The following is a 20,001-nucleotide window of genomic DNA, read 5'->3' as shown; positions in this document are numbered from 1 at the left end:
CAGCCAATGACCTTATATTTGTATCAATATTTACAACTCTCTTCCATTGTGGCCGACTATTTACTTTTTGCACTTGCGGCGTTTGTGTTCGTTCAATTATGCTATTATTTTTTCTTTTTTACGAGACTGGCATTTTATGAAAAAGGCGCCAATTACGGCAATGAGTTACCGGGAGTTACAGTGCTTGTCTGCGCATGGAATGAGCGGGAAAATCTCACACAGCTGATCCCATTGCTTGATTCGCAGGAATATCCTGAATTTGAAGTAATTCTTTTAGATGACCGGTCGGACGACGGAAGTGAGGAGTTTATCAGGGAACATATATTTCGGTGGAAACACATTCGCTACATTCGGATCAATGATCAGTTCGATCACGTTACGCCCAAAAAATATGCATTGACCGTTGGAATGAAGCAAGCGAAATATCCTGTCGCCCTCATGACCGACGCCGATTGCCGCCCGACTTCCAACCATTGGATTACCGCAATGACGTCGCGGGTGGATGGCGAAAGCGATATCGTTCTTGGTTTTTCACCTTATATAAAGCAGCCGGGTTTACTCAACTGGTTTATTCGCTGCGAAACATTTTACACGGCCGTTCAATATCTTTCGTTTTCCCTGGCCGGGTTTACTTACATGGGCGTGGGTCGTAATATTTTGTACAAAAGGTCGGTTTTCTTTGCCAATAAGGGTTTTTACAAACACAAAAACATCTACGGAGGTGACGATGACATTTTTCTGAACGAAGTTTCAACCAGCTCCAATACGAACATATCTATAGAAGAAGACTCATTTGTCTATTCTCTTCCAAAAACGACGTGGAAATCGTGGTACAAGCAAAAGCAGCGTCACATGTCGGTTAGCCGATTTTACAGAATGCGTAACAAAGTGCTGCTAGGCCTGTTGTCGGGCGCACACATTGCCGTCTGGATTTTTGCCATCGCTGCTTTGCTATTTGGCTTGCTTACCCGGAACGTTTATCTTTTGCAGTGGCTAGGCATTTTATTCGTTGCAAGATGGATCATCCAATGGTTTTTGCTCAGCGTTATTAATTTGAAGCTGGACAAGACGGTGGAGTGGTTCAGTTTTTTGTTCATGGACTTTGCACTTTTTATATATTATCTGGTTTTTGGATTTTTGACCGCAACCAGAAGAAAACCCCGTAAGACGTGGAATTAATTAATAAATATTTCCCGGACCTCACCGCTGAACAGCGCGATAAGTTTGGGCAAATGGAGGAATTATATCAGTTTTGGAATGCCAAAGTCAATGTCATTTCGAGACAGGACATTGATACATTATATGAACGTCATGTGCTGCATTCCCTGGGCATCGCCAAAGTGCTGGAATTCAAATCGGGGACAGGCATATTGGATGTAGGGACGGGGGGAGGGTTTCCGGGAATTCCTTTGGCGATTATGTTCCCAAAAGCGCAGTTTCATCTGGTTGACAGCATTGGCAAGAAGATTCGTGTTGTGCAGGAAATCGCCGCTGCTCTGAATCTGGATAATGTAAAAGCAGAACAAGTAAGAGCCGAAAAGCTGGAAGACTCTTATGAATTTGTTGTAAGCCGGGCGGTCACGCGCATTACACCATTTGTGGGCTGGGTAAGAAACAATGTCAGTAAAAACTCATTTCATTCGCTTAGGAACGGGATTTTATATCTTAAAGGAGGCGACCTGACGGAAGAATTGTCAGAACTTAAACAGAAGTCGAAGGTTTATGACCTTTCCGCTTATTTTGAAGAAGATTTTTTCGAGACCAAGAAGGTCGTGTATGTTCCATTATAATCAAGTCAAATTTTAACCTAAATAACATGAACGAACGATATAGCGCCAGTGGCCTGATGAATCCATTTTTTCCAGATGAAGTTGCATTCGGTGAAAAAGGCGTGACGTTTAAAGTTAGGAAGCTTTTCAAAAGCACCGACAATTTCGTTTTTTACACAGACATTTCGGGCGTAGAAATTGAAAGTGGAATGTTCTTTTCCACGATTCGGGTTATTCCGCGGATGCGTCCGGAGATAATTATCAATAATTTTACCAAAGGAGATGCCAAGAGAGTCAAGGAGTTAATCCTCCAACAAGTGCAGAGCTGACATTTTTTTTAAATTTATGCTTGCGCTATATTTAGGGAATTCTTAGATTTGCACCAGAATTCAGATAGTCAATCGGATTTGAAATTCCTGAATAGCTCAGCCGGTTAGAGCATCTGACTGTTAATCAGAGGGTCGTTGGTTCGAGCCCAACTTCGGGAGCCTGAAAATGCGGTCCGCCGCTGCGAAAGCACTTAGCATTAATTTGCTAGGTGCTTTTTTTGTTAGTTGCAAAAAAGGTTGCAATAGTTTTCCAATGGGTAGAACGTGATTGGCGAACGTCGACCTTGGGTGAGAATTATAATCGGCTTACCAGGACAGATGGCAATATCTTGCAAAAATCATTAACAGTTTTCACGAGAATAATCGTCTTTCTTTGATAGTTCGGTAGCTTTTTGAGCCTGGATTTTGGTGATAGGAGGGGAGATGACCGGATGGATTTCACAGCGCACTTCGAAAAGTTTTTAGATGTTGCTATCGGTTCGCCATCAAAATCTTATTAAATTATGAATCATTTTAATTTTGAGTATACCCGCATTTGGGTTGCGGTTGGTCTTATGTTGCTTGGCTTTGGTATAGCTATTTCAATTGGTCTATCGCTTCCAGACTTTGGTGAGTTTTTAGGGATAAGTGTCACTCCAATCGTATCTTTCATAATTGGGTTTATTTTCTTTCTATCGAACCGAAAAAGATGGAAAGGGATTGGTGAAGCTACTATCCTTGAAAATTCACTGGAAATAACATTGAATGGCAAAGCCAGGATCATTCCATTTGAAAGCATCAAGTCGTTCCAAGTAGAATACGGTAATGGTACAGCGTTGGACATCTGGCTACATAGCGAGCCCAAACTGAGTATTTTTGCTAATGAAAACTTCTGTAACGCAGCACCGTTTAATACCTTCTGCAATGAATTGGAAAAAACCTTAATTCTTTACGCACGAGCCAACGATTTGGCTCCAAAGAGAAAACCGTCGCTTTACGAAAGTAAATGGGCTCTTCCGATCCTTCTGTTAGTCACCGTCGTGTATTTCGGTGTTTTGATCCGTGCTGGTATGCTACACAAAGAGCTTAAAAGGAGTGCCATTTATGGCCTGTTCTTCATCTCTATGCTCTGGACTGCATGGTTCGCCGCTTGGCTAAAAAAGAGCAAGTTAAAGGAATTGAAATAGTGATTAAGATCACATTTATAGGGTAAGTTGGCAGACTTCGGCTGAGGTTAATGCAGATCGTTTCAGCATTCAACGCAGTCAGGATGGAAAAAAATGGTTCGAAATCGGCAGTGTTAAGGCCTTGGGAGCATCCACTCCGGGAGCGTCCACTCCGGGAGCGTCCACTCCGGGAGCGTCCACTCCGGGAGCGTACACTCCGGGAGCGTACACTCCGGAAGAACTTGTGGGGGATGATGAAATTTCCAATACTTATGCATTTGAAGATAAAACACCAGCAGAAGGCGAAAACCTGTATCGTTTAAAAATGATTGACCAGGACGAGAGCTTTGCGTATAGCAAAATGAATAGCGTTTATTTCGAGTTGGAAATCGTTGCTTACCCCAACCCCGTAAATGATTTATTAACATTAAAGTGGTCAGCCTTACAGACTGTCCAAATATTTAACAGTTCGGGCAAAATGGTTTATGAAAACTCGGAAAAAATGTCAACCATTGACATAAGCAAATTGTCAGCCGGAGTATATATTTTTAAACTGATTGGTAATGATGGAAGTTGTGTTTTAAGGAAAATTGTAAAGAAATAAAGGATAGTTATTCTAAAAAACATTCCTAATCATAGCCCTTCGCAAAAAATTGCTTAGGGCTTTTTACTTTTGACCCTTTTAGCATCACTTCAACTTCTTATGCAAGCATTACAACGCAGTGACCTGCATCAAATTAGCGAGGCAGCAACGGGACATTATACCAACTTGCCGCTTGGTCTGGTCAATGATCATGTGATCAGGATCAGCATTATGACTGAGCCGTTTTACTGGCATTATCACCCCAATTCAGATGAAAGCTTTTTGTGCATTGAAGGCATCCTGGTCATTGATCTGGAAGATAAAAGCATTGAACTTCATCCCGGCCAACTTTTTACAATCCCCAAGAACGTTCTGCACAAAACCCGCCCGAAAGAAGGCCGCTCAGTAAATTTGACTTTTGAGCTGGAAGGCATCGAAACGGTTCGACAAGAAATCAAAAATGAAAGTTAAGTAACTGCTTTCTTTGAAGCGAATTTGAGACGAAATCAACCATTTTTGCCAATTTCAAACATTCGGCCGAATTGTTTCGTTTGCATTTGAGTATATTGTTTGTAATATTTATTCGATAGATCCTTGCTCGTCCAAAATGCTTTAAAATGAGATTCTTAATCATCTGCACGCTGCTTTTGTCGATGATCTTTCCGGCCTCAGCGCAGGTTCAGACGATACGAAAATTGCAGTACACACTCCCTCAAATACAAGACAGCGTGCAATATGTTGATGCCGTCAATAAAATTGCTTTGTTATACTACGAACAAAATGTTGACAGCGCATTTTACTATGCCCTGAAAGCGCGCGACATGGCCAGCCGCCTCGAATATTCGAAAGGACTTGCGGACGCCAACAACAATATGGGGATTGTCTATGACATAAAAGGCAATGTTCAGTTAGCACTTCGCTATTACAATGATGCTTATAATCAATATGTTGAGATTAAAGATTCGTCCAACATTGTACAGACGCTCATGAACATTGCGATGGTTTACAACATTTCGGGCAAGGATGTGAAGGCCGTCGATAATTACAAAAAGGCGTTGGGAATAGGCAACCGCATTGCGCACGATTCCATTATGGCGCTGGCGCTTTACAATTACATTTTGCAATATCCCGGCGATTTTAAGCCTGATGAAAGAAATGCGCAAATCCAGCGCGCCGCCACAATCGCTGACAAATATCACGATGTGCGCATGCAACTCGCCATTGACCAGTTACGAGCGGAAAACTTCATTGCCAATAACGAATCGGAAAAGGGCATTTCCATGATGAAGGAAATTGTCGCCCGGAGCTTGAAAATGGAGTTGTTCTTTTTCAGCATGGACTTGCTTGTAAACCTTGGTAACCAACATCTGACAACTGATCCTGTTACAGCTGTCAAATATTATGAGCAGGCGCTGTCCATTGCTGAGCGCAAGGGTTATCGTTTGTATATCAGGAGTATAGGTCAAAAATTATACGATTATTACATGGAGCGCGGCGATCAGGCGCGTGCCTACTTTTATGGACAAAAACTGATCAAGCTTTTCGAGGAGCAGGAGGAAATTGACAAAGGTTCGGGCATTGACTACATTCAATATGCGGTGAAGGACCAGGAATTGAAATCAGTGCAGTTGAAGTCTGTTTACAGTAAGCGGTTTTTGTGGCTGGCCATTGCTATTTGTGTGTTGACAATTCTAAGCATCGGGTTTTTATGGCGCACCGCGATTTTGACCAAAAAAACCAATGAAATGCTTCGCATGCAGTTTCGGCAACTGGAAACGACCATGGAAGCGTTGGAGTCGAGCAATGAAAATTATGCGAAGGTGATCAAAATCGTTGCCCATGACCTTCGGAACCCGATAGGCGCGATAAATTCCATGAGCTCGATGCTTGTCGATGAGTCGCTAACTCCGGAAGAAGCTGCGGAATTTTCAAAATTGATTTATGATTCAAGCAAAAATTGCCTGACCATGATCGGTGACTTGCTCGTTGCCGATTTTAATTTGCGCGAAACAGAATTGCATAAAGAGGAATTGGAATTGCCAGCATTCCTTCAACAGGTTATCAAACTATTGATTTTCAGGGCAAAAGAAAAAAATCAGGACATTGTGCTGCAAAAGCCTGTCAATGCGATCATTTTAGGTGACCGGGATAAGTTGTCGCGCGTTATGAGCAATCTGCTGATCAATGCGATCAAGTTCAGCAAGGTCGGCGGGCTGATCCAAGTTATTGCAAATCAGACGGAAAAAGGCATTTTAATTGCTGTGAAAGACAATGGACTTGGAATTCCCAAGGCATTCGCGGATAAGATTTTTGATCCGTTCACCGCTTCCAAAAGAGTAGGCACTGCTGGCGAGCAGCCATTTGGATTGGGACTTTACATTAGCAAACAGATCATTGAAGCGCACAATGGCCAAATCTGGTTTGAAAGTGAACCGGGCGTTGCAACGACATTTTACATTCTTTTGCCTAACGTCGCCATCGTGAAAAACAATGACGACGTCGAAAAAGTCAGGTCCTTGTCATAAGCTCCAACCTTAAAGTTGATCAGCGCAGTTTCAGCAACTTAGTCACTTCCAGTTTTTTACGGCGTGATATTTCCACCTCCGTCCCATCCGAGACAACAATGTAGCCATGATCGTGGCTCATTTGTGAAATGTGTGTCGGATTCACCAAATGTGACTTATGCGTGCGGATGAAGCCAAATTCTTCGAGCATTTCATCAAAATATTTAAGTGTCTTGCTGGTTACGATCGGCTTTTTATTTGTCGTGTAAATAAAAGTGTAGTTGCCGTCACCCTGCATACGTATGATCTGATTTAATGTCAAGAACAGCACACCGTCTTTCGAAGGAACCGCAAGCCGGAAATCTTTAATTTCGCTCTTGCTAATGTTCTGGACAAGATTATCATACAGGATCAGGTTATTTTTACTATCCCGGTTCTGAATTTTGAGATATCTGTCCACTGCCGAGCGCAGTTCATCGGGATCGACGGGTTTCAGCAAATAATCCAATGCGCTGAACCGGATCGCCTGGACCGCATACTGGTTATAAGCTGTCGTGAAAATCACTTCAAATGAGGGATTAACCAACGAGCGCAGGAAGTCGAAACCATTCCGCTTGGGCATTTCCACATCCAGAAAAACAATGCCTGGATTATAATTTCGAAGTATTTCAAGTGCCTGATCAACGGAATCGGCTTGCCGGATTTCGGAAATCTCTTCAACCAAACTTTCAATGTAATATTTCAGGACGGTCCGTGCTTTCGGCTCGTCGTCGACGATAAGGGCTTTTATCATGGCTAATCTTACACATTGTTGAGGTACGTTGATAATTCAATTTCGATGAGTGTGCCGCTCGCCGTTCCGTCCGGTTCGTAAAGGTCGGTGATAGTGAGCTTAGCGTGGTTTCCCTGGCGATTAAGTAAGTCAATTCGGTCTTTCGTGATCCTTAATCCCTGAGATTCGTGTTGTTTATATTTCAAACTTCCGGCTTTGATCTCGAAAGATTTTTTCCGGCCAATGCCATTATCCTGAATGCGGCAAAGGAAAACTTCTTCATCAATAAGCTTAAATTCAATGCGCAATTTGCGATCCTTGTCTTTGTGGAGCAGTCCGTGCCAAAGTGCGTTTTCTACATATGGTTGCAGTAGCATCGAAGGCAATGTGATCTGATCTTCTTCCAACATTGGGTCCATGATGATTTCAAAAGAAAAGCTTCCGTCAAAACGCATCAGTTCCAGCTCCAAATATAGTTCGAGCACCTGACGTTCCTGAAAAACGGTGATCAGATTTTTTCCGGAATTATACAAAACAGTCCTGAAAAGCTTCGAAAACTTATTCAAATATTTGCTTGCCTCGAGATATTTTTCGGTGAGAATGCATTCCTGAATGCTGTTAAGGCAGTTGAAAATAAAATGCGGGTTCATCTGCGCCCTTAATGCCATTAACTGGCTTTCCGCGAGCATTTTGCTAATTTGAAGCAGCATCATTTCTTTTTGCTGACTTTGCGCTTTGGCAATTGCTTCAGCAATTTTATTAGCACTGATCGCAGCCACCGTAGACAATGCAATGGAATGATGATCCGTAAAGTAATTTTTGTTGCTGTGTCCTGAATAAATAACGCCAATGACCTCGCCTTCATGCGAAACCGGCACCGCAAGCTCCGATTTGACAGCAGAATGGGTTCCCCTTGTCCCTGCTTTTGAAGTGTCCGGATTGAGCAACGGCTCGCCCGATGCAATCACTGTCCCGATAATGCCATCATTAATTCCAATTTCCGGCTGAACCGTATTTTCCAGTTTGTTGGGATCATAAGCAGCCTTCTGGATAAGCTTACGTTTGGCATCGTCGAGCAGATAAACAACGCAATAGTCGAAACGGAGCTGTAGAACGCAGTTACGGGCAATGTCCCAGCAGATTTCGTCAATCGAATTTTCACCATAAACCGACTTTGAAAAGTAATCAATTGTCTTGTTTAATCTCCGTTGTTGCTTGCGTTGCAGATAAGCGCGGTAAAGCAGCACTGCAAAGGTTGATCCAATGAGCACGCAGATCAGGATAAACCACCACGTTTGCCACCAATTGGGCTTGACCACGATTTGGAGCGCCCGTTTTTTTGTCATCCACCTGCCAAATTCATCCGTGCTGCGAACGGTAAACAGATATTTGCCCGGTAAAAGATTCGTGTAAGAAGCCGTAATCGCCCGCCCAGCATTGACCCAGTTTTTATCAATGCCTTCGAGCTGGTAACTATATTGCAGAGACGGAATGTCGCGATGGCTGAGCGATGCAAATTGGAATGTCACAAAATCCTCATCAGGCTCTAATTCAATGACATCATTTTTCGCCAAACTCAATTTTTCTTGTCCAAAAACCTTTAATGAAGTTATAAACGGAGGCTTTTTAACAGGCGTTCCGGCAAAGCTGAACGGATCGATAACCAGGATATGATCCAGCATAACCGCGTATATTTTCCCGTTTGCAAACGTCAGGTTGTTATAATAATCCTGTAATGTTTTACCAAGGTCAATTTCCACCTTTGTGACCGCGCGCGTATCCGGGTTATAAATCATCAATCCCTCTCTGCTCGCTCCCCAAATTGCACCGCGCGAATCAATGGCGATGGATGACAAATAGTCGTAAAACAATCCGTTTCGCGAATCGATGCTATCCAGTAACATTCCGTTTTGATTGATTTTCAAAAGTCCTTTCCCGCTAACGGCCGCCCATATATCCCCTTTTTTGTCTTCAACCATTTTCATGACATACATGTCCGCAAGGTTCTTCTCACGCGAAACTGAGAAGCGCTCCGTTTTGTAATCAAAGCGCAGCAACCCGCTCCCCGGCAATGCAAACAGGATATCATTATTGCTCAATTGCAGCAGGCTGGGGCTATTTTTAAAATCAAAAAGTCCTACTGCGCTGTCCTCACCATCATATCGGATGGTTTTTTTGCTCACCGGATCATAACGATAAATGGCATCGTCCAGGATCTGGAACCATATATTGCCCTTATGGTCGGTAAAAACAAAGTTGGCATATTGACTCGGCATGTTTTTCTTGATGTCTTCAAACCGCACCAGCTTTTCACCACCATTCGGGAGAAAATGCACGCCGCCGTCGCCAACAAACCACCACGCATCTTTGGCTTTGGCGGCCATAACAAAACGGTTCTTTCGCAAGTTATCATTGGTCAGCATGTAACGCTTGTAAGTCCGGTTATCGGTGTTGTAAGCCACCAGGCCGTCTTCCTTGCATGCCATAATCAGATTTTTGTCGACCGCGATTGAATTGGCATGCGCAAAACCAGTTTCCAGAAAAAACTTGAAATTGGGCAGTTGATAAATCGCCTGCAAAGGATATTGCGCCTGACTCTTGCTGACACCATTTATTGTCCCCAGCCAAACATTGCCTTCCTTATCCGTAATTGCATCCCTGAAATGGCCATAACCAATGCAATAAGATAGGTTTTGGTCATATTGAATTTTTTTAATCGGCTTGCCGGGCTCTTTGATAAATGCCGCAAAAAGCCATGTCGATATCCAAAGTCGGTCCTTATGGTCGATAAAAATGAGGTTTATCCCATCACTGATCTTCTTGCCGTCGAGGTCAAAAAATTGTTGAACGGCGCCCGTTTTAGCATTCCAAAAGTTAAGTGAGAGGTTTTCATCGCATCCATACCAAACATTGCCCTGGTGATCAACCGCAATTGCGTTGACATAACTGTTATTTAAAACAGGCATTTTGAGTGGATTATGCTCCTTATGATAAAGCGCTTTATTCTGAATATCAATAAAATAAGGCTTGCTTCCTGCAATCCAGAAGCCATTTCGGGTTGTGTCCCACAAAACCGAAGATAAGCCAAAGCCCAGACCTCCGAATGCGCTGGCCGCTGGAATTACCGCAGCTAATGTTTGCAGCTTTCCTTTGTCAAAAACGAAAATCTTGTTATTTGTGCCAATCCATATCCGCCCGATGTTGTCAGATTTAATGGTGACGACCGTTTCCTTATCCAATGCCGCAAATCGGCTATCCTTCCTGAATGCGCCCGTTTTTACATCAAAAAGCAAAACGCCGTTCAGCAGACCGAGCAGCAAAGTGTCACCCTTTCCCAGCGGATGAATGGCGTTGATCAGCAGGTTTTTTTGCTTTGTGCCATTTTTATATTGTTTGACAACCGCCCCATCAAAGCGGTCGAGACCATTGATCGTTCCGATCCATAAAAAGCCCGATTCATCTTTGTATAAACAACGCACTTGCTTCGCGCTCAGACCGTCCTGCCATTTGATATTTTGAAAAATTGTCTGCCCAAAAATCGCGGCGGGAATCAGCCAGAAAATTAGCAAAAACGTAACGCGCTGCCGCATGTTCATAATGTGTTTTTTTTCACTTGATCCAGATAAAAAAATGTCAACTGATCCATTCGCGAAGGTCCGTGTTAAGTGCAAAAACCGTTAAATAGACAGAAGATACCGTTGGCTCTTTGGTTTTGCCAATTAAGACAAGGTAAACAAACTTTATTATTGAAAGAAAGGCAAATAGCCGCAAAACATCCAAATAAACGTTCACTATGATTAACCTCAGCGACCTTGCAGCACGCATTTCTAAGACCGGAAAATCCAAAAATGCACGTGAAAAAAGCGCCGGATATCACATCATCAGGAACAAGATTTATCATTGTGCAGGCGCTACAAATCCGGGACTGCATTTGGTGTCGGGAGCAGATCCGTTATCATTCGAGGCACTCAGTGAAAACCTGGCTCGTGACTGTGGCCATGTTTATTTTGCACACAAGCCGCTTTCCGATGATCCGGATCATTTTGTTGAAATCGACCAGCATTTGTCGAAAGACAGTCAGCACGTTTTTTACGCCGACCGCATTATTTCTGACGACGCGCCCAACTTTCAACTGATCGAAAAAATCGATTCACTCACTTATTGTAAAGACAAGCACAGCATTTTCGTCAACGGCGCGCGGTGCGAAGGTCCGGACGTGACTTCATTTGAGCCGCTTCAACATGGTTATGCAAGAGATTGTATCAATGTTTACCTGATGGGCCATGCTTCATTCAAAACAATCGAAGGAGCCGATCCGGACAGTTTTCAGGTAATTAATCAATATTGCAGTTTTGATAAAAAGCATGTTTACTGGCGCGGCTTACGACTTACCGACTGCGAACCGTCCACTTACGAAGCGCTTAATGGCAAACATTTCCCGGTGAAAGGACTTTAAAGGACAAGCGAAGTAGACAATCCAGGTAAAAAACATAACATTAACCCTAAGGCGCAGCAATGCGCCTTTTTCTTTTGTAAAACGGCATAAAGTTTCGAATTCCATGAAGTAATATTTTGCTCTTATTGACTTGTATATGAATACGATCAGAACTAAACTCTTAACAAATGTTGGCTTGCACGCATGCAAAGAACGCCGGACGCGTTGCCGGATTTCTGTGTACAATGCTCTTTCTGTTGACCTCACTTTTTTCCTATGCCCAGGAAATTGACCTCCTATTAAAAGGCGGGCACGTCATTGACCCCAAAAACAACATTGACGCATTACTGGATGTCGCTATTTCAGGCGGCAAAATTGCGCGGGTTGCGGCTAATATTCCTGTAACGCAAGCCAAAAAAGTGGTTGACGTCAAAGGACTTTACGTCACACCCGGCCTGATCGACATGCATGCGCACGTTTTCAATGGCACTGTGCCTGACGCTTACATTGCCAATGCGTCCACCAGCCTGCCGCCGGACGGTTTCACCTTTCGCGTAGGAGTCACAACCGTGGTTGATGCAGGATCATCGGGCTGGCGCAACTTCCGGACATTCAAAGCGCAAACGATCGATCATGCACAAACGCGCGTCCTGGCCTTCCTCAACATTGTAGGCACTGGCATGGCGAGCAGATATGAAGAGCAGGATTTGTCGGACATGAATCCGGTGATGACCGCAAATATGATCCAAAGGCTTTTTCCCAAAATCATTGTCGGAATAAAAGCAGCGCATTACTGGGGCGATTATGCGCAGGTAAAAAGCGCCGTCGAAGCCGGAAAACTGGCCAATGTGCCCGTTATGGTTGATTTTGGAGAACATCAGCCGCCATTATCCATTGAAAAATTATTCAAAGAATATCTTCGCCCGGGCGACATTTTCACCCACACATATTCCCACGGACCGGCCAACCGCGAAACAGTTGTAGATGAGCATAATAAGGTAAAACCATTTGTGTTTGAAGCTCAGAAAAACGGTTTGATCTTTGATGTAGGCCACGGCGGCGGCGCATTCGCGTGGCGACAGGCAATTCCGGCGATGCAGCAAGGTTTCAAGCCCAATGTCATTAGCACCGACTTGCACACCGACAGCATGAATGGCGGGATGAAAGGACTGGACAATGTGATTTCCAAGTTTTTAAACATGGGCATGTCACTTTCTGACGCCATTCTTCGCGCAACATGGAACCCCGCACAAGTCATCAAACGCCCGGATTTGGGAAGCTTATCCGTCGGTTCTGAGGCTGATGTGGCCGTTTTTAATTTACGAAAAGGCGATTTCGGTTTCCTTGATGCGAGAAAATTGACAATGAAGGGTGACAAAAAGCTGGAAGCAGAACTTACCATTCGCGCCGGTAAAATTGTATGGGACCTGAATGGCATCAGCGCTGCTTCGTGGGAAACCGAAATGTCTGCCAAATAAGCTTTCGAAAATGAGCAAAAATCAGACTCGTCAATTGATTCGCAGATTAAGGCTTCAAGTCAGCATTTTATTGTTGCTGAGTTCAATAACCAATGCTTTTGGGCAAAAATATGACTTGCTAATCAAAGGCGGACACGTTATTGATCCTGCCAATGGCATTGACAAAATAATGGACGTTGCCATAAGCAAAGGGAACATTGCAAAAGTTGCGGTCAACATTGCAGAGCCTGCCGAAAAGACGATCATGGCCAAAGGCTTATATGTGACGTCAGGCTTTATTGATATGCACACGCATGTTTTTGTGGGGACCAATGCAGGATTATTTGCCAACGGCGTCAACAGCGTTTCGCCGGATGACTTCACATTCCGGTCGGGCGTTACGACTGTTGTGGATGCAGGCACTTCGGGCTGGCGAAACTTTCCAATGTTTAAAAAGCAGGTTATAGACGAATCAAAAACAAGGATTCTGGCCTTTGTCAACATTGCTGGCGACGGCATGACAGGCGAAGCGCATGAGCAAAACATTGCTGATATGCACCCGGATTCGGTGCTGCCAGTTGTCAATCGATATGCTGAAACCATTGTTGGAATAAAGATCGGGCATTTTAACGGAAGCGATTGGACGCCCTTTGATAATGCGGTGAAAGCAGCGAGAACCGTGGAAAAGCCGTTGTTCGTAGAATGTCATTTACCACAATATTCTTTGGAGGATCAATTGGGCAGATTGGTCGCAGGCGACATGATCACCCACACTTTTGAAAATATAAAAGAGCGCATGCCGATCATTGGTGAAGATGGAAAAGTGCGCCCGTTTGTTCTGGAGGCCAAAAAGCGCGGCGTCTTGTTCGATTTGGGACATGGCGGCGCAGGATTTTGGTTCGATCAGGCGGCTCCCGCCATTAAGCAAGGATTTACGCCGAACTCATTCGGCACAGATCTGCACCGGTTCAGCATGAATTCGGCAATGAAAGACATGTCGAATGTCATGTCGAAATTCATGGCGCTCGGGCTGTCGCTCGATGATGTTGTCCGCATAGCGACCTGGAATGCAGCAGAGGCCCTTATGCATGACGAATTAGGAAATTTGAAGGTCGGCAATGTCGCCGATCTGGCGATATTCCGGGTCAGGGAAGGCACTTTTGGTTTTATGGATTCGGCAGGAATAAGCATTTCAGGAACGAAAAAGATAGAAGTGGAAATGACAATCAGGGATGGAAAAGTGGTGTGGGATTTGAATGGTTTGGGCGCTAAAAAGACGGATTTTTGATATGATCAAATTGAATTTTTACAAACAGAAACTGATGTCGGCAAAGCGATTTCTGTATTTCGGACTTGCTATCCTGCTTTTTTCGGGCACGCAAAAGCCACAAACAGATCAGCTTCCAAAAGGCGACCCTGACAATGGCGGCCTGGCGACGCCCGACGGTTTTGAAACGCTCGTGGTTGCGGACAGCACCGGACTTGCTCGGCATATTGCGGTCAATGGCAATGGCGATATTTATGTAAAGCTGCGCTATTTTGGCAAAGGTCAGGGCGGCGGAACGGTGGCTCTGCGGGACACCAATGGCGATGGAAAAGCCGATATAATCAAGAATTTCGGCAATTATCAGGACCATAGCAGCCTTGCCAACGGCATCACCATCCGAAATGGTTATTTGTACTACAGCTCCACATTGGTTGTTTACAGAAGCAAGCTGATTGCTGGTCAGCTCCTGCCGGACAGCACCACGGAAGTGATCCTCAAAGATGATCACGAACACGGCACGCACTGGCACATTACCAAGCCGATGGCATTTGATAATCAGGGCAATATGTATGTTCCTTTCGGAGCGCCGTCGGATGCTTGTCAGGATGTGGTCAATTCTCCGGGCGGCAAGCCCGGAACGGTGGGAATGATGCCTTGTCCGGATCTGGAAAAACATGGCGGGATATGGAAATTCAGTGCAGATAAACCCAATCAGACCCAGGCTGACGGCAGCCTTTTCGCAACTGGTTTGAGGAGCATTGTCGGGATGCGGTGGAACAATGCGGACCAAAATCTTTACGCAGTCGTGCATGGCAGGGATAACCTGCGCAGACTTTTTCCCGAAATTTATTCGTCTTGGCAAAGTGCGGTTTTGCCCGCAGAAGAGTTTGTGAAAGTGTCGCAAGGCACAAATCTCGGTTGGCCTTATTATTATTTTGACCAAATGAAAGGCAAGAAAATCCTCAATCCCGAATATGGCGGCGACGGCAAAAAGGAAGGAGAGGGCGCCAAATATCAGAACCCGATCATTGGTTTTCCGGGACATTGGGCTCCGAATGATGTGCTTTTTTACACAGGAAATCAATTTCCCGAGCGTTACAAAAATGGTGCATTCATTGCATTTCACGGCTCTACGAATCGTGCTCCTTATCCTCAGGGTGGCTATTTCGTTTGTTTTGTGCCTTGGGTCAATGGTGAGTTTTCGGAAAAATGGGAAGTGTTTGCCGATGGTTTTGCAGGCATGAACCCCATCATTAATGTCAGTGATGCCAAAGCGCGCCCAATGGGGTTGGCGGAAGGACCGGACGGTTCACTTTACATTTCCGATTCACGGAAAGGCAAAATCTGGCGCGTGATGTTCAAAGGCAACAAACAATCATTCGGAGCGCCTCAGCTGGCTGCTATGGAAAAGCACAAGCTGCTTGGCAACATCAGGACGCCCGATGTGATCAAGGACAATTTGGATAAAGACACCAAAGTTGCAGGCGAAAAAATTTACAACACTTACTGCGCACCGTGCCACCAGCGCAATGGCCAGGGCGACGGAAGCCGCTTTCCGCCTCTGGTTAATTCTGAATGGATTACGGAGGAAAAAAGAGACTTGATCCGCGTCGTGGCCAATGGTTTGGAAGGCCCCATCGAAGTTTTAGGGAAGCCTTATAATGACTTGATGCCCAAACACGACTTCATTTCACCCGAAGAAATGGCGCAATTGTTGACTTATGTAAGGCAGCAGTTTGGCAATATGCCCGACCGTGTTTCCGTGGACGAGGTTAATAGAGTTTTGAAAAAATAATGTGGATAGGCTCTTCGGCCAGTTGACTTTCGATTTTTCCCTGATCCCTGAAATTGAAAACGTGCCCGTCATTTCTGACTTCATCAATTACGGAAAAGTCGAGTTCCTGGATGAGCCAACCCTCCGCCTGCGGCGTTTTCAGAGCGATAATGCCTTCTTCCGGTAAACCTTTGTCGGGAGCAGAATAAAAGCCGGCGTAACCGTAATTAAGGTCAACCGCCGGTGACCAGGTCGCTTCGCCCACGGTTTGCGAGATTACTGTATATGCTTGATTTTCAAGTGCCCGCGCTCTTGCGCCCACGTGAACCCGCGTGGCGCCGCGAATGGTTTCCGTACAACTCGGCCCTAAAATCAACAAAGCACCCGCATCGCAAAGCAGCTTGGAACCGATCCCGAATTCCACGTCATAGCATATTTGAACCCCAAACTTTCCCCATTCGGCCTCGAACAATGTCAGATTTTTCGCGCCGCTTTCAATGCCCCAATGTTCATTTTCAAAGCGCGTCATAAATAATTTATCCTGATAACCGGCCGGGCCTTTTGGTGAAAACACAAATGCACGATTCAAATGTTTACCATTTTCAATAACAGGCAAGCTCGGCGCGACAATGATGACATTGTATTTTTTGGCCAAATTGGCAAAAACCGTGCAAAAGCGCTCCTTATAGGCGTCCAATTCAATGATTTGTCGGACAAGATCGTTCTGGATTTCAACTGGGAAAATGCTTACAAGCTCCATAGAGCCATATTCAGGGAAGAGCAAGAGTTGTGCATGCTGGTCCGCAGCGTCCTGAATCCATTCTTCCACATGCCGTTGCCAGCCTGCGAAGTCAGCATGTTTGGTGATGGGATATTGTGCGGATGCAACGATTACTGAATGAGCCATCAATGATCAAGCGGTTTAAGCCAAAAGATCATATTTTTAGCAGATGCGGAAGTTGCGCCAATGTCCGGCCACTCCATAATGCTCTGCAATGCCGGCTCTTTTTCATAACCGCGCTTTGTCCAGAAAGCATCATTAGGACGATAATTCGAGGGTTTTGCGGAATGATTCTCGCCTCGGTCAACAGAACAGAAACAGGTTAGTTTGTAAGTTTCGAAGCTCCTGGCGTGCGCTTCGCGCTCATCAAAAAACCGATGTCCCAATCCCAGGCCGCGATATTGAGGCAAAAGAATGCTTTCCCCAAAATAAAAAACAGTGCTGATATCGAATCCGGCTTCTTCAAACGGTTTGCGCACTTCCGCAGCCTCATCGCTTAGCGGAATGCAAGTGGTTGCGCCCACCATTTTTCCCTCGTCAAAAACCGAGAACAAAAATGCGCGCTCAGACTGGACATAGATTTGCAGATATTCCTTTTCATATTCCAGCGATCCTTCATACAGATAAGGATAATCGTGAAAAACGGCAATGCGCAATTCACCCAAGCTCTCAACAACCGCTGCGATTTCGACACCTTTGTAAGATGCAAAAGTGAGTTGGTCAGTCATTCGCAGGCGTGGAAACGAGCTCAATCCAAAGCGGGAGGTTGTAATAAGTGGTTACGCGGCTGATTTTTCCGTCTGTAATTCCTAAAAATGCAGCAGCGGCGAGCTTGTAGGATTGTCCGTGTGCTTCGGGAAATCCTTCTTCACTTTTCTTGTAAATTCCATTCACTGTGAATTCAACAGCAACGCGCGAGTCGTCCGGCGTTGAAAAAAAGACCATTTCCGTCAAATTTTCTTCATAAGTCTCATCCATATTTTTCAAAAATTCAGAGAACTTTTCAATGCCTATGCGTGCATCTCCCTGGTTGGGTTCATGCCTTACGTCCGGGTGAAGCAATGCGAGCATGCCATCCCAATCTTTTGCATTAAAGCTTGAATAATAAGAAGTTACAATTTCAAGAGCGGTCATATTTGGTGATTATTAGCATAATTTGATATTGGCGCGAGTTCCTATTTCGCTGGAACGTAAACGAAAGTGCCATTTGCACTCCATTTTTTAACGTAGGTCCGGCCGTGATAATTCATCTGGTCGCCTTCAAAATGCTCCGCAATGATACAATCTGGCTTAAATGTCTTGTTTTCCAGCACTTTTGAAGGATTACGCACCGCCACATGTTCGAAATGCCGCTCCGGTTTTCTCAAAATATATTGATAGCCATAGTCTAGACTCGCTTCCTCGAAATCGAAACCGATGTTTTTTGCGCCAAGCGAATCTACAAAGTCACGCATTGTGTTTAAATCGTCCCAATTATCGCCCCAGACGATTTTTTCGCGACTTGCGAACAAGATGCTTTGCTGCATCAGATTCAAATTATTAGCGCTTACATTGATGTTCAGATTAAATGTCGAGTTGACTTTTGGGAAAATATGTTCAAAAAACCATTTAGTAGAAAGCAATGGATGGCTCGTGCTCAGCAATGCGAACGGCAATGCGCAAAGCCAGAGTATGACACTAATTACAATGGGTAACCAGCGGATTTTGAGCGAAGTGTAAGCGATTCCGACAACCGGCGCCATAAGCGTGAAAAATGGGATGTGCAGTCTGGAACCGTAAATTTGATAACCGATAAAAAGGCAAAATAAAAGAAAGCTGTGCAGGGCCAAGCCCACATACCAACGCGTGCTTTTAGAGATTTTTGTAAAAAGCATGACCGGCACCGCGAGAATGATCAGCCACATTCCTAAAAAATTGTGAGCGAAATCCTCGTTGAAATTGAGCTTGTTCATCTTAAAGACCATGCTGGTTCCCGGTGGGTCCAATGGCGCGCCAATCATTCCATGAAAACCTTGCAATGTGCTTAGCATTAGCTTGTTGTATTCGTCGCCCGGTGAAACAAATCCCAAATGCAGGAAAACGTGTTTAGCCGGTGAAGTAAGCAAATTTGCAGGGTCCGAAATATCGTTTTTGTTGCCATTGCTCATCGTACCGATGGGCGTGCGGTAAATCCGGTAAGTCCTGACCCAAAATGGTCCGTTGAGTAAAAGTGTGAGGATTGCAGCGCCTAAAATTAATCGGAGCAGCGGCTTCCATAACAGCGGTTTGGCAAACATAAAAACGAATGCATACAAGGCAAATGGAAGCACATAAAAGACAAAAGTGCCTTTGGTCATCATGCCCAATGCTGCAACCGGAACGAGCAAAATGAGTGAAATGCGGTTCAGCGTTCGCACGAAATCAAATGTATGGAAGGCGCACGAAATGATAAAGAATGCGACTACAAGGTCATTTTGCGTTGTCATCGCTTCCAAAACGACGATCGGCAAAGTGACCGCAAAGCACAGCGCCAGTCGCATCGCCGCGCGCGTGCCTGAAAGCATTTCAATCAAAAGCGAAATGTACATTAGTATGCCAACCAGACACGACCATTGCAACAATTGGAAAGTGCGCTCGCTGCCAGAAAGTAAAAATGCGTGTAGATGCACATATTCCGAAAAAGGACTGAATGAAATGGATCTTTCAATGTGTGACGCATAATGGTTCACATTGCCATTTTGGATCCAATATCCGAGTCTGCTCAAATGATAAGCCAGGGAATCCATATTATTTGGCGGCGCGATAACGGCAACAGCAAACGTCAGGCTTAGTATGGAAAGCAAAATGACATTGGTAAGCGTGCCCGTTTCCCCTAAAAATTCCTTAAAAGATGCAAGCCAGGACTTCAAAATTGTGCGCATTGACCAATGTTCCTGCACGCTCAAACGCTGGAATAGCAAGAAAAGCGCAATGTCGAGGGTGAGCCAGGAGATTGTTACAGCATTAGAATTGATCAAATTGGCCCAGCTAAGGAGCTCTGTGGAGGTTGCTACAAACAAAAATACGCCAATCGCTGCTGTAAGAGCCGAGCGGCGGAAGGGTTGCGGGCTCTCTTTATAAAATGCCAGGAAGCAATTGGCCGTGCCCAACCAGATCGCTAGCGGAATTAAAAAAATCATGGGAAGGGTGATCCTGTTTATGGCTAA

General features: G+C 44.8%; 17 protein-coding genes and 1 tRNA gene. 12 read left to right on the top strand and 6 right to left on the bottom strand.

Annotated features, from left to right (window positions below; all coding sequences use genetic code 11):
* Positions 1 to 6: 6 nt before the first annotated feature.
* The 8 genes from LZG73_RS22400 to LZG73_RS22365 all read left to right on the top strand — a co-directional run bounded on the left by LZG73_RS22400 (position 7) and on the right by LZG73_RS22365 (position 6,351).
* On the top strand, positions 7 to 1,179 hold the full coding sequence (locus tag LZG73_RS22400) for a glycosyltransferase (protein ID WP_233854681.1): 1,173 nt from the start codon (positions 7 to 9) through the stop codon (positions 1,177 to 1,179).
* A complete protein-coding gene (gene rsmG / locus LZG73_RS22395) occupies positions 1,170 to 1,790 on the top strand; it encodes a 16S rRNA (guanine(527)-N(7))-methyltransferase RsmG (RefSeq protein ID WP_233854679.1) in 621 nt (206 codons plus the stop codon). The genes LZG73_RS22400 and rsmG overlap by 10 nt, the downstream gene beginning before the upstream one ends.
* Before the next feature lie 26 nt (positions 1,791 to 1,816).
* Positions 1,817 to 2,098: a hypothetical protein gene (locus LZG73_RS22390; RefSeq protein WP_233854677.1), complete on the top strand. Its 282-nt coding sequence runs from the start codon at positions 1,817 to 1,819 to the stop codon at positions 2,096 to 2,098.
* Positions 2,099 to 2,183: 85 nt separating this feature from the next.
* Positions 2,184 to 2,257: transfer RNA gene (locus tag LZG73_RS22385), tRNA-Asn, on the top strand.
* Positions 2,258 to 2,601: 344 nt separating this feature from the next.
* On the top strand, positions 2,602 to 3,264 hold the full coding sequence (locus tag LZG73_RS22380) for a hypothetical protein (RefSeq protein ID WP_233854675.1): 663 nt from the start codon (positions 2,602 to 2,604) through the stop codon (positions 3,262 to 3,264).
* Between the two features lie 121 nt (positions 3,265 to 3,385).
* Entirely contained in the window at positions 3,386 to 3,847 is a 462-nt protein-coding gene (locus LZG73_RS22375; protein WP_233854673.1) for a T9SS type A sorting domain-containing protein, read from the top strand.
* Between the two features lie 99 nt (positions 3,848 to 3,946).
* Complete coding sequence (locus LZG73_RS22370) at positions 3,947 to 4,297, top strand: cupin domain-containing protein (protein WP_233854672.1); 351 nt, start codon at positions 3,947 to 3,949, stop codon at positions 4,295 to 4,297.
* Positions 4,298 to 4,443: 146 nt separating this feature from the next.
* Positions 4,444 to 6,351 (top strand): tetratricopeptide repeat-containing sensor histidine kinase, encoded by a 1,908-nt coding sequence (locus tag LZG73_RS22365; protein ID WP_233854670.1) that lies wholly within the window; start codon positions 4,444 to 4,446, stop codon positions 6,349 to 6,351.
* 19 nt (positions 6,352 to 6,370) lie between these two features.
* Here LZG73_RS22365 and LZG73_RS22360 read toward each other — a convergent pair whose 3' ends face one another.
* Together LZG73_RS22360 and LZG73_RS22355 are read right to left on the bottom strand one after the other, a co-directional pair.
* A complete protein-coding gene (locus LZG73_RS22360) occupies positions 6,371 to 7,123 on the bottom strand; it encodes a LytTR family DNA-binding domain-containing protein (RefSeq protein ID WP_233854669.1) in 753 nt (250 codons plus the stop codon).
* A gap of 8 nt (positions 7,124 to 7,131) precedes the next feature.
* Entirely contained in the window at positions 7,132 to 10,698 is a 3,567-nt protein-coding gene (locus LZG73_RS22355) for a two-component regulator propeller domain-containing protein (protein ID WP_233854667.1), read from the bottom strand.
* 197 nt (positions 10,699 to 10,895) lie between these two features.
* On the opposite strand from LZG73_RS22355, the gene LZG73_RS22350 reads away from it, so the two are divergent.
* From LZG73_RS22350 to LZG73_RS22335, 4 genes are all read left to right on the top strand, one after another.
* Complete coding sequence (locus LZG73_RS22350) at positions 10,896 to 11,558, top strand: DKNYY domain-containing protein (RefSeq protein ID WP_233854666.1); 663 nt, start codon at positions 10,896 to 10,898, stop codon at positions 11,556 to 11,558.
* Between the two features lie 224 nt (positions 11,559 to 11,782).
* The gene (locus LZG73_RS22345; protein WP_233854922.1) at positions 11,783 to 13,015 is read left to right on the top strand and encodes an amidohydrolase/deacetylase family metallohydrolase; all 1,233 of its coding nucleotides are present in this window, start codon (positions 11,783 to 11,785) and stop codon (positions 13,013 to 13,015) included.
* A 10-nt stretch (positions 13,016 to 13,025) separates the two neighbouring features.
* Positions 13,026 to 14,282, top strand: a complete 1,257-nt coding sequence (locus LZG73_RS22340; RefSeq protein ID WP_233854665.1) for an amidohydrolase/deacetylase family metallohydrolase — start codon at positions 13,026 to 13,028, stop codon at positions 14,280 to 14,282.
* Position 14,283: 1 nt separating this feature from the next.
* The gene (locus LZG73_RS22335; RefSeq protein ID WP_233854664.1) at positions 14,284 to 16,056 is read left to right on the top strand and encodes a PQQ-dependent sugar dehydrogenase; all 1,773 of its coding nucleotides are present in this window, start codon (positions 14,284 to 14,286) and stop codon (positions 16,054 to 16,056) included.
* On the opposite strand, the gene LZG73_RS22330 is transcribed toward LZG73_RS22335, so the two are convergent.
* The 4 genes from LZG73_RS22330 to LZG73_RS22315 are packed head-to-tail and all read right to left on the bottom strand — an operon-like array spanning position 16,034 to position 19,974.
* A complete protein-coding gene (locus tag LZG73_RS22330) occupies positions 16,034 to 16,942 on the bottom strand; it encodes a carbon-nitrogen hydrolase family protein (protein ID WP_233854663.1) in 909 nt (302 codons plus the stop codon). The genes LZG73_RS22335 and LZG73_RS22330 overlap by 23 nt on opposite strands.
* On the bottom strand, positions 16,942 to 17,544 hold the full coding sequence (locus tag LZG73_RS22325) for a GNAT family N-acetyltransferase (RefSeq protein ID WP_233854662.1): 603 nt from the start codon (positions 17,542 to 17,544) through the stop codon (positions 16,942 to 16,944). Before LZG73_RS22325 ends, LZG73_RS22330 begins: the two co-directional genes overlap by 1 nt.
* Positions 17,537 to 17,950 (bottom strand): nuclear transport factor 2 family protein, encoded by a 414-nt coding sequence (locus LZG73_RS22320; protein WP_233854661.1) that lies wholly within the window; start codon positions 17,948 to 17,950, stop codon positions 17,537 to 17,539. The genes LZG73_RS22325 and LZG73_RS22320 overlap by 8 nt, the downstream gene beginning before the upstream one ends.
* 41 nt (positions 17,951 to 17,991) lie before the next feature.
* Positions 17,992 to 19,974, bottom strand: coding sequence for a glycosyltransferase family 39 protein (locus tag LZG73_RS22315; protein ID WP_233854660.1), 1,983 nt, complete (start codon positions 19,972 to 19,974; stop codon positions 17,992 to 17,994).
* Positions 19,975 to 20,001 lie beyond the last annotated feature (27 nt).

The organism is Dyadobacter sp. CY326 (assembly GCF_021390515.1).
Taxonomy (GTDB): Bacteria; Bacteroidota; Bacteroidia; order Cytophagales; family Spirosomataceae; genus Dyadobacter.
The sequence above is the reverse complement of the archived record's forward strand: the minus strand, read 5'-3'. Positions and strand labels throughout refer to the sequence as shown.

Bases quoted from the DNA above. Each gene is read 5' to 3' on its own strand.
- LZG73_RS22370 (WP_233854672.1), top strand. From the start codon at position 3,947: ATGCAAGCATTACAACGCAGTGACCTGCATCAAATTAGCGAGGCAGCA.
- LZG73_RS22330 (WP_233854663.1), bottom strand. From the start codon at position 16,942: ATGGCTCATTCAGTAATCGTTGCATCCGCACAATATCCCATCACCAAA.
- LZG73_RS22325 (WP_233854662.1), bottom strand. From the start codon at position 17,544: ATGACTGACCAACTCACTTTTGCATCTTACAAAGGTGTCGAAATCGCA.
- LZG73_RS22315 (WP_233854660.1), bottom strand. From the start codon at position 19,974: ATGATTTTTTTAATTCCGCTAGCGATCTGGTTGGGCACGGCCAATTGC.
- LZG73_RS22380 (WP_233854675.1), top strand. From the start codon at position 2,602: ATGAATCATTTTAATTTTGAGTATACCCGCATTTGGGTTGCGGTTGGT.
- LZG73_RS22365 (WP_233854670.1), top strand. From the start codon at position 4,444: ATGAGATTCTTAATCATCTGCACGCTGCTTTTGTCGATGATCTTTCCG.
- LZG73_RS22355 (WP_233854667.1), bottom strand. From the start codon at position 10,698: ATGAACATGCGGCAGCGCGTTACGTTTTTGCTAATTTTCTGGCTGATT.
- LZG73_RS22360 (WP_233854669.1), bottom strand. From the start codon at position 7,123: ATGATAAAAGCCCTTATCGTCGACGACGAGCCGAAAGCACGGACCGTC.
- LZG73_RS22340 (WP_233854665.1), top strand. From the start codon at position 13,026: ATGAGCAAAAATCAGACTCGTCAATTGATTCGCAGATTAAGGCTTCAA.
- LZG73_RS22400 (WP_233854681.1), top strand. From the start codon at position 7: ATGACCTTATATTTGTATCAATATTTACAACTCTCTTCCATTGTGGCC.
- LZG73_RS22390 (WP_233854677.1), top strand. From the start codon at position 1,817: ATGAACGAACGATATAGCGCCAGTGGCCTGATGAATCCATTTTTTCCA.
- LZG73_RS22345 (WP_233854922.1), top strand. From the start codon at position 11,783: ATGCTCTTTCTGTTGACCTCACTTTTTTCCTATGCCCAGGAAATTGAC.
- LZG73_RS22320 (WP_233854661.1), bottom strand. From the start codon at position 17,950: ATGACCGCTCTTGAAATTGTAACTTCTTATTATTCAAGCTTTAATGCA.
- LZG73_RS22350 (WP_233854666.1), top strand. From the start codon at position 10,896: ATGATTAACCTCAGCGACCTTGCAGCACGCATTTCTAAGACCGGAAAA.
- LZG73_RS22335 (WP_233854664.1), top strand. From the start codon at position 14,284: ATGATCAAATTGAATTTTTACAAACAGAAACTGATGTCGGCAAAGCGA.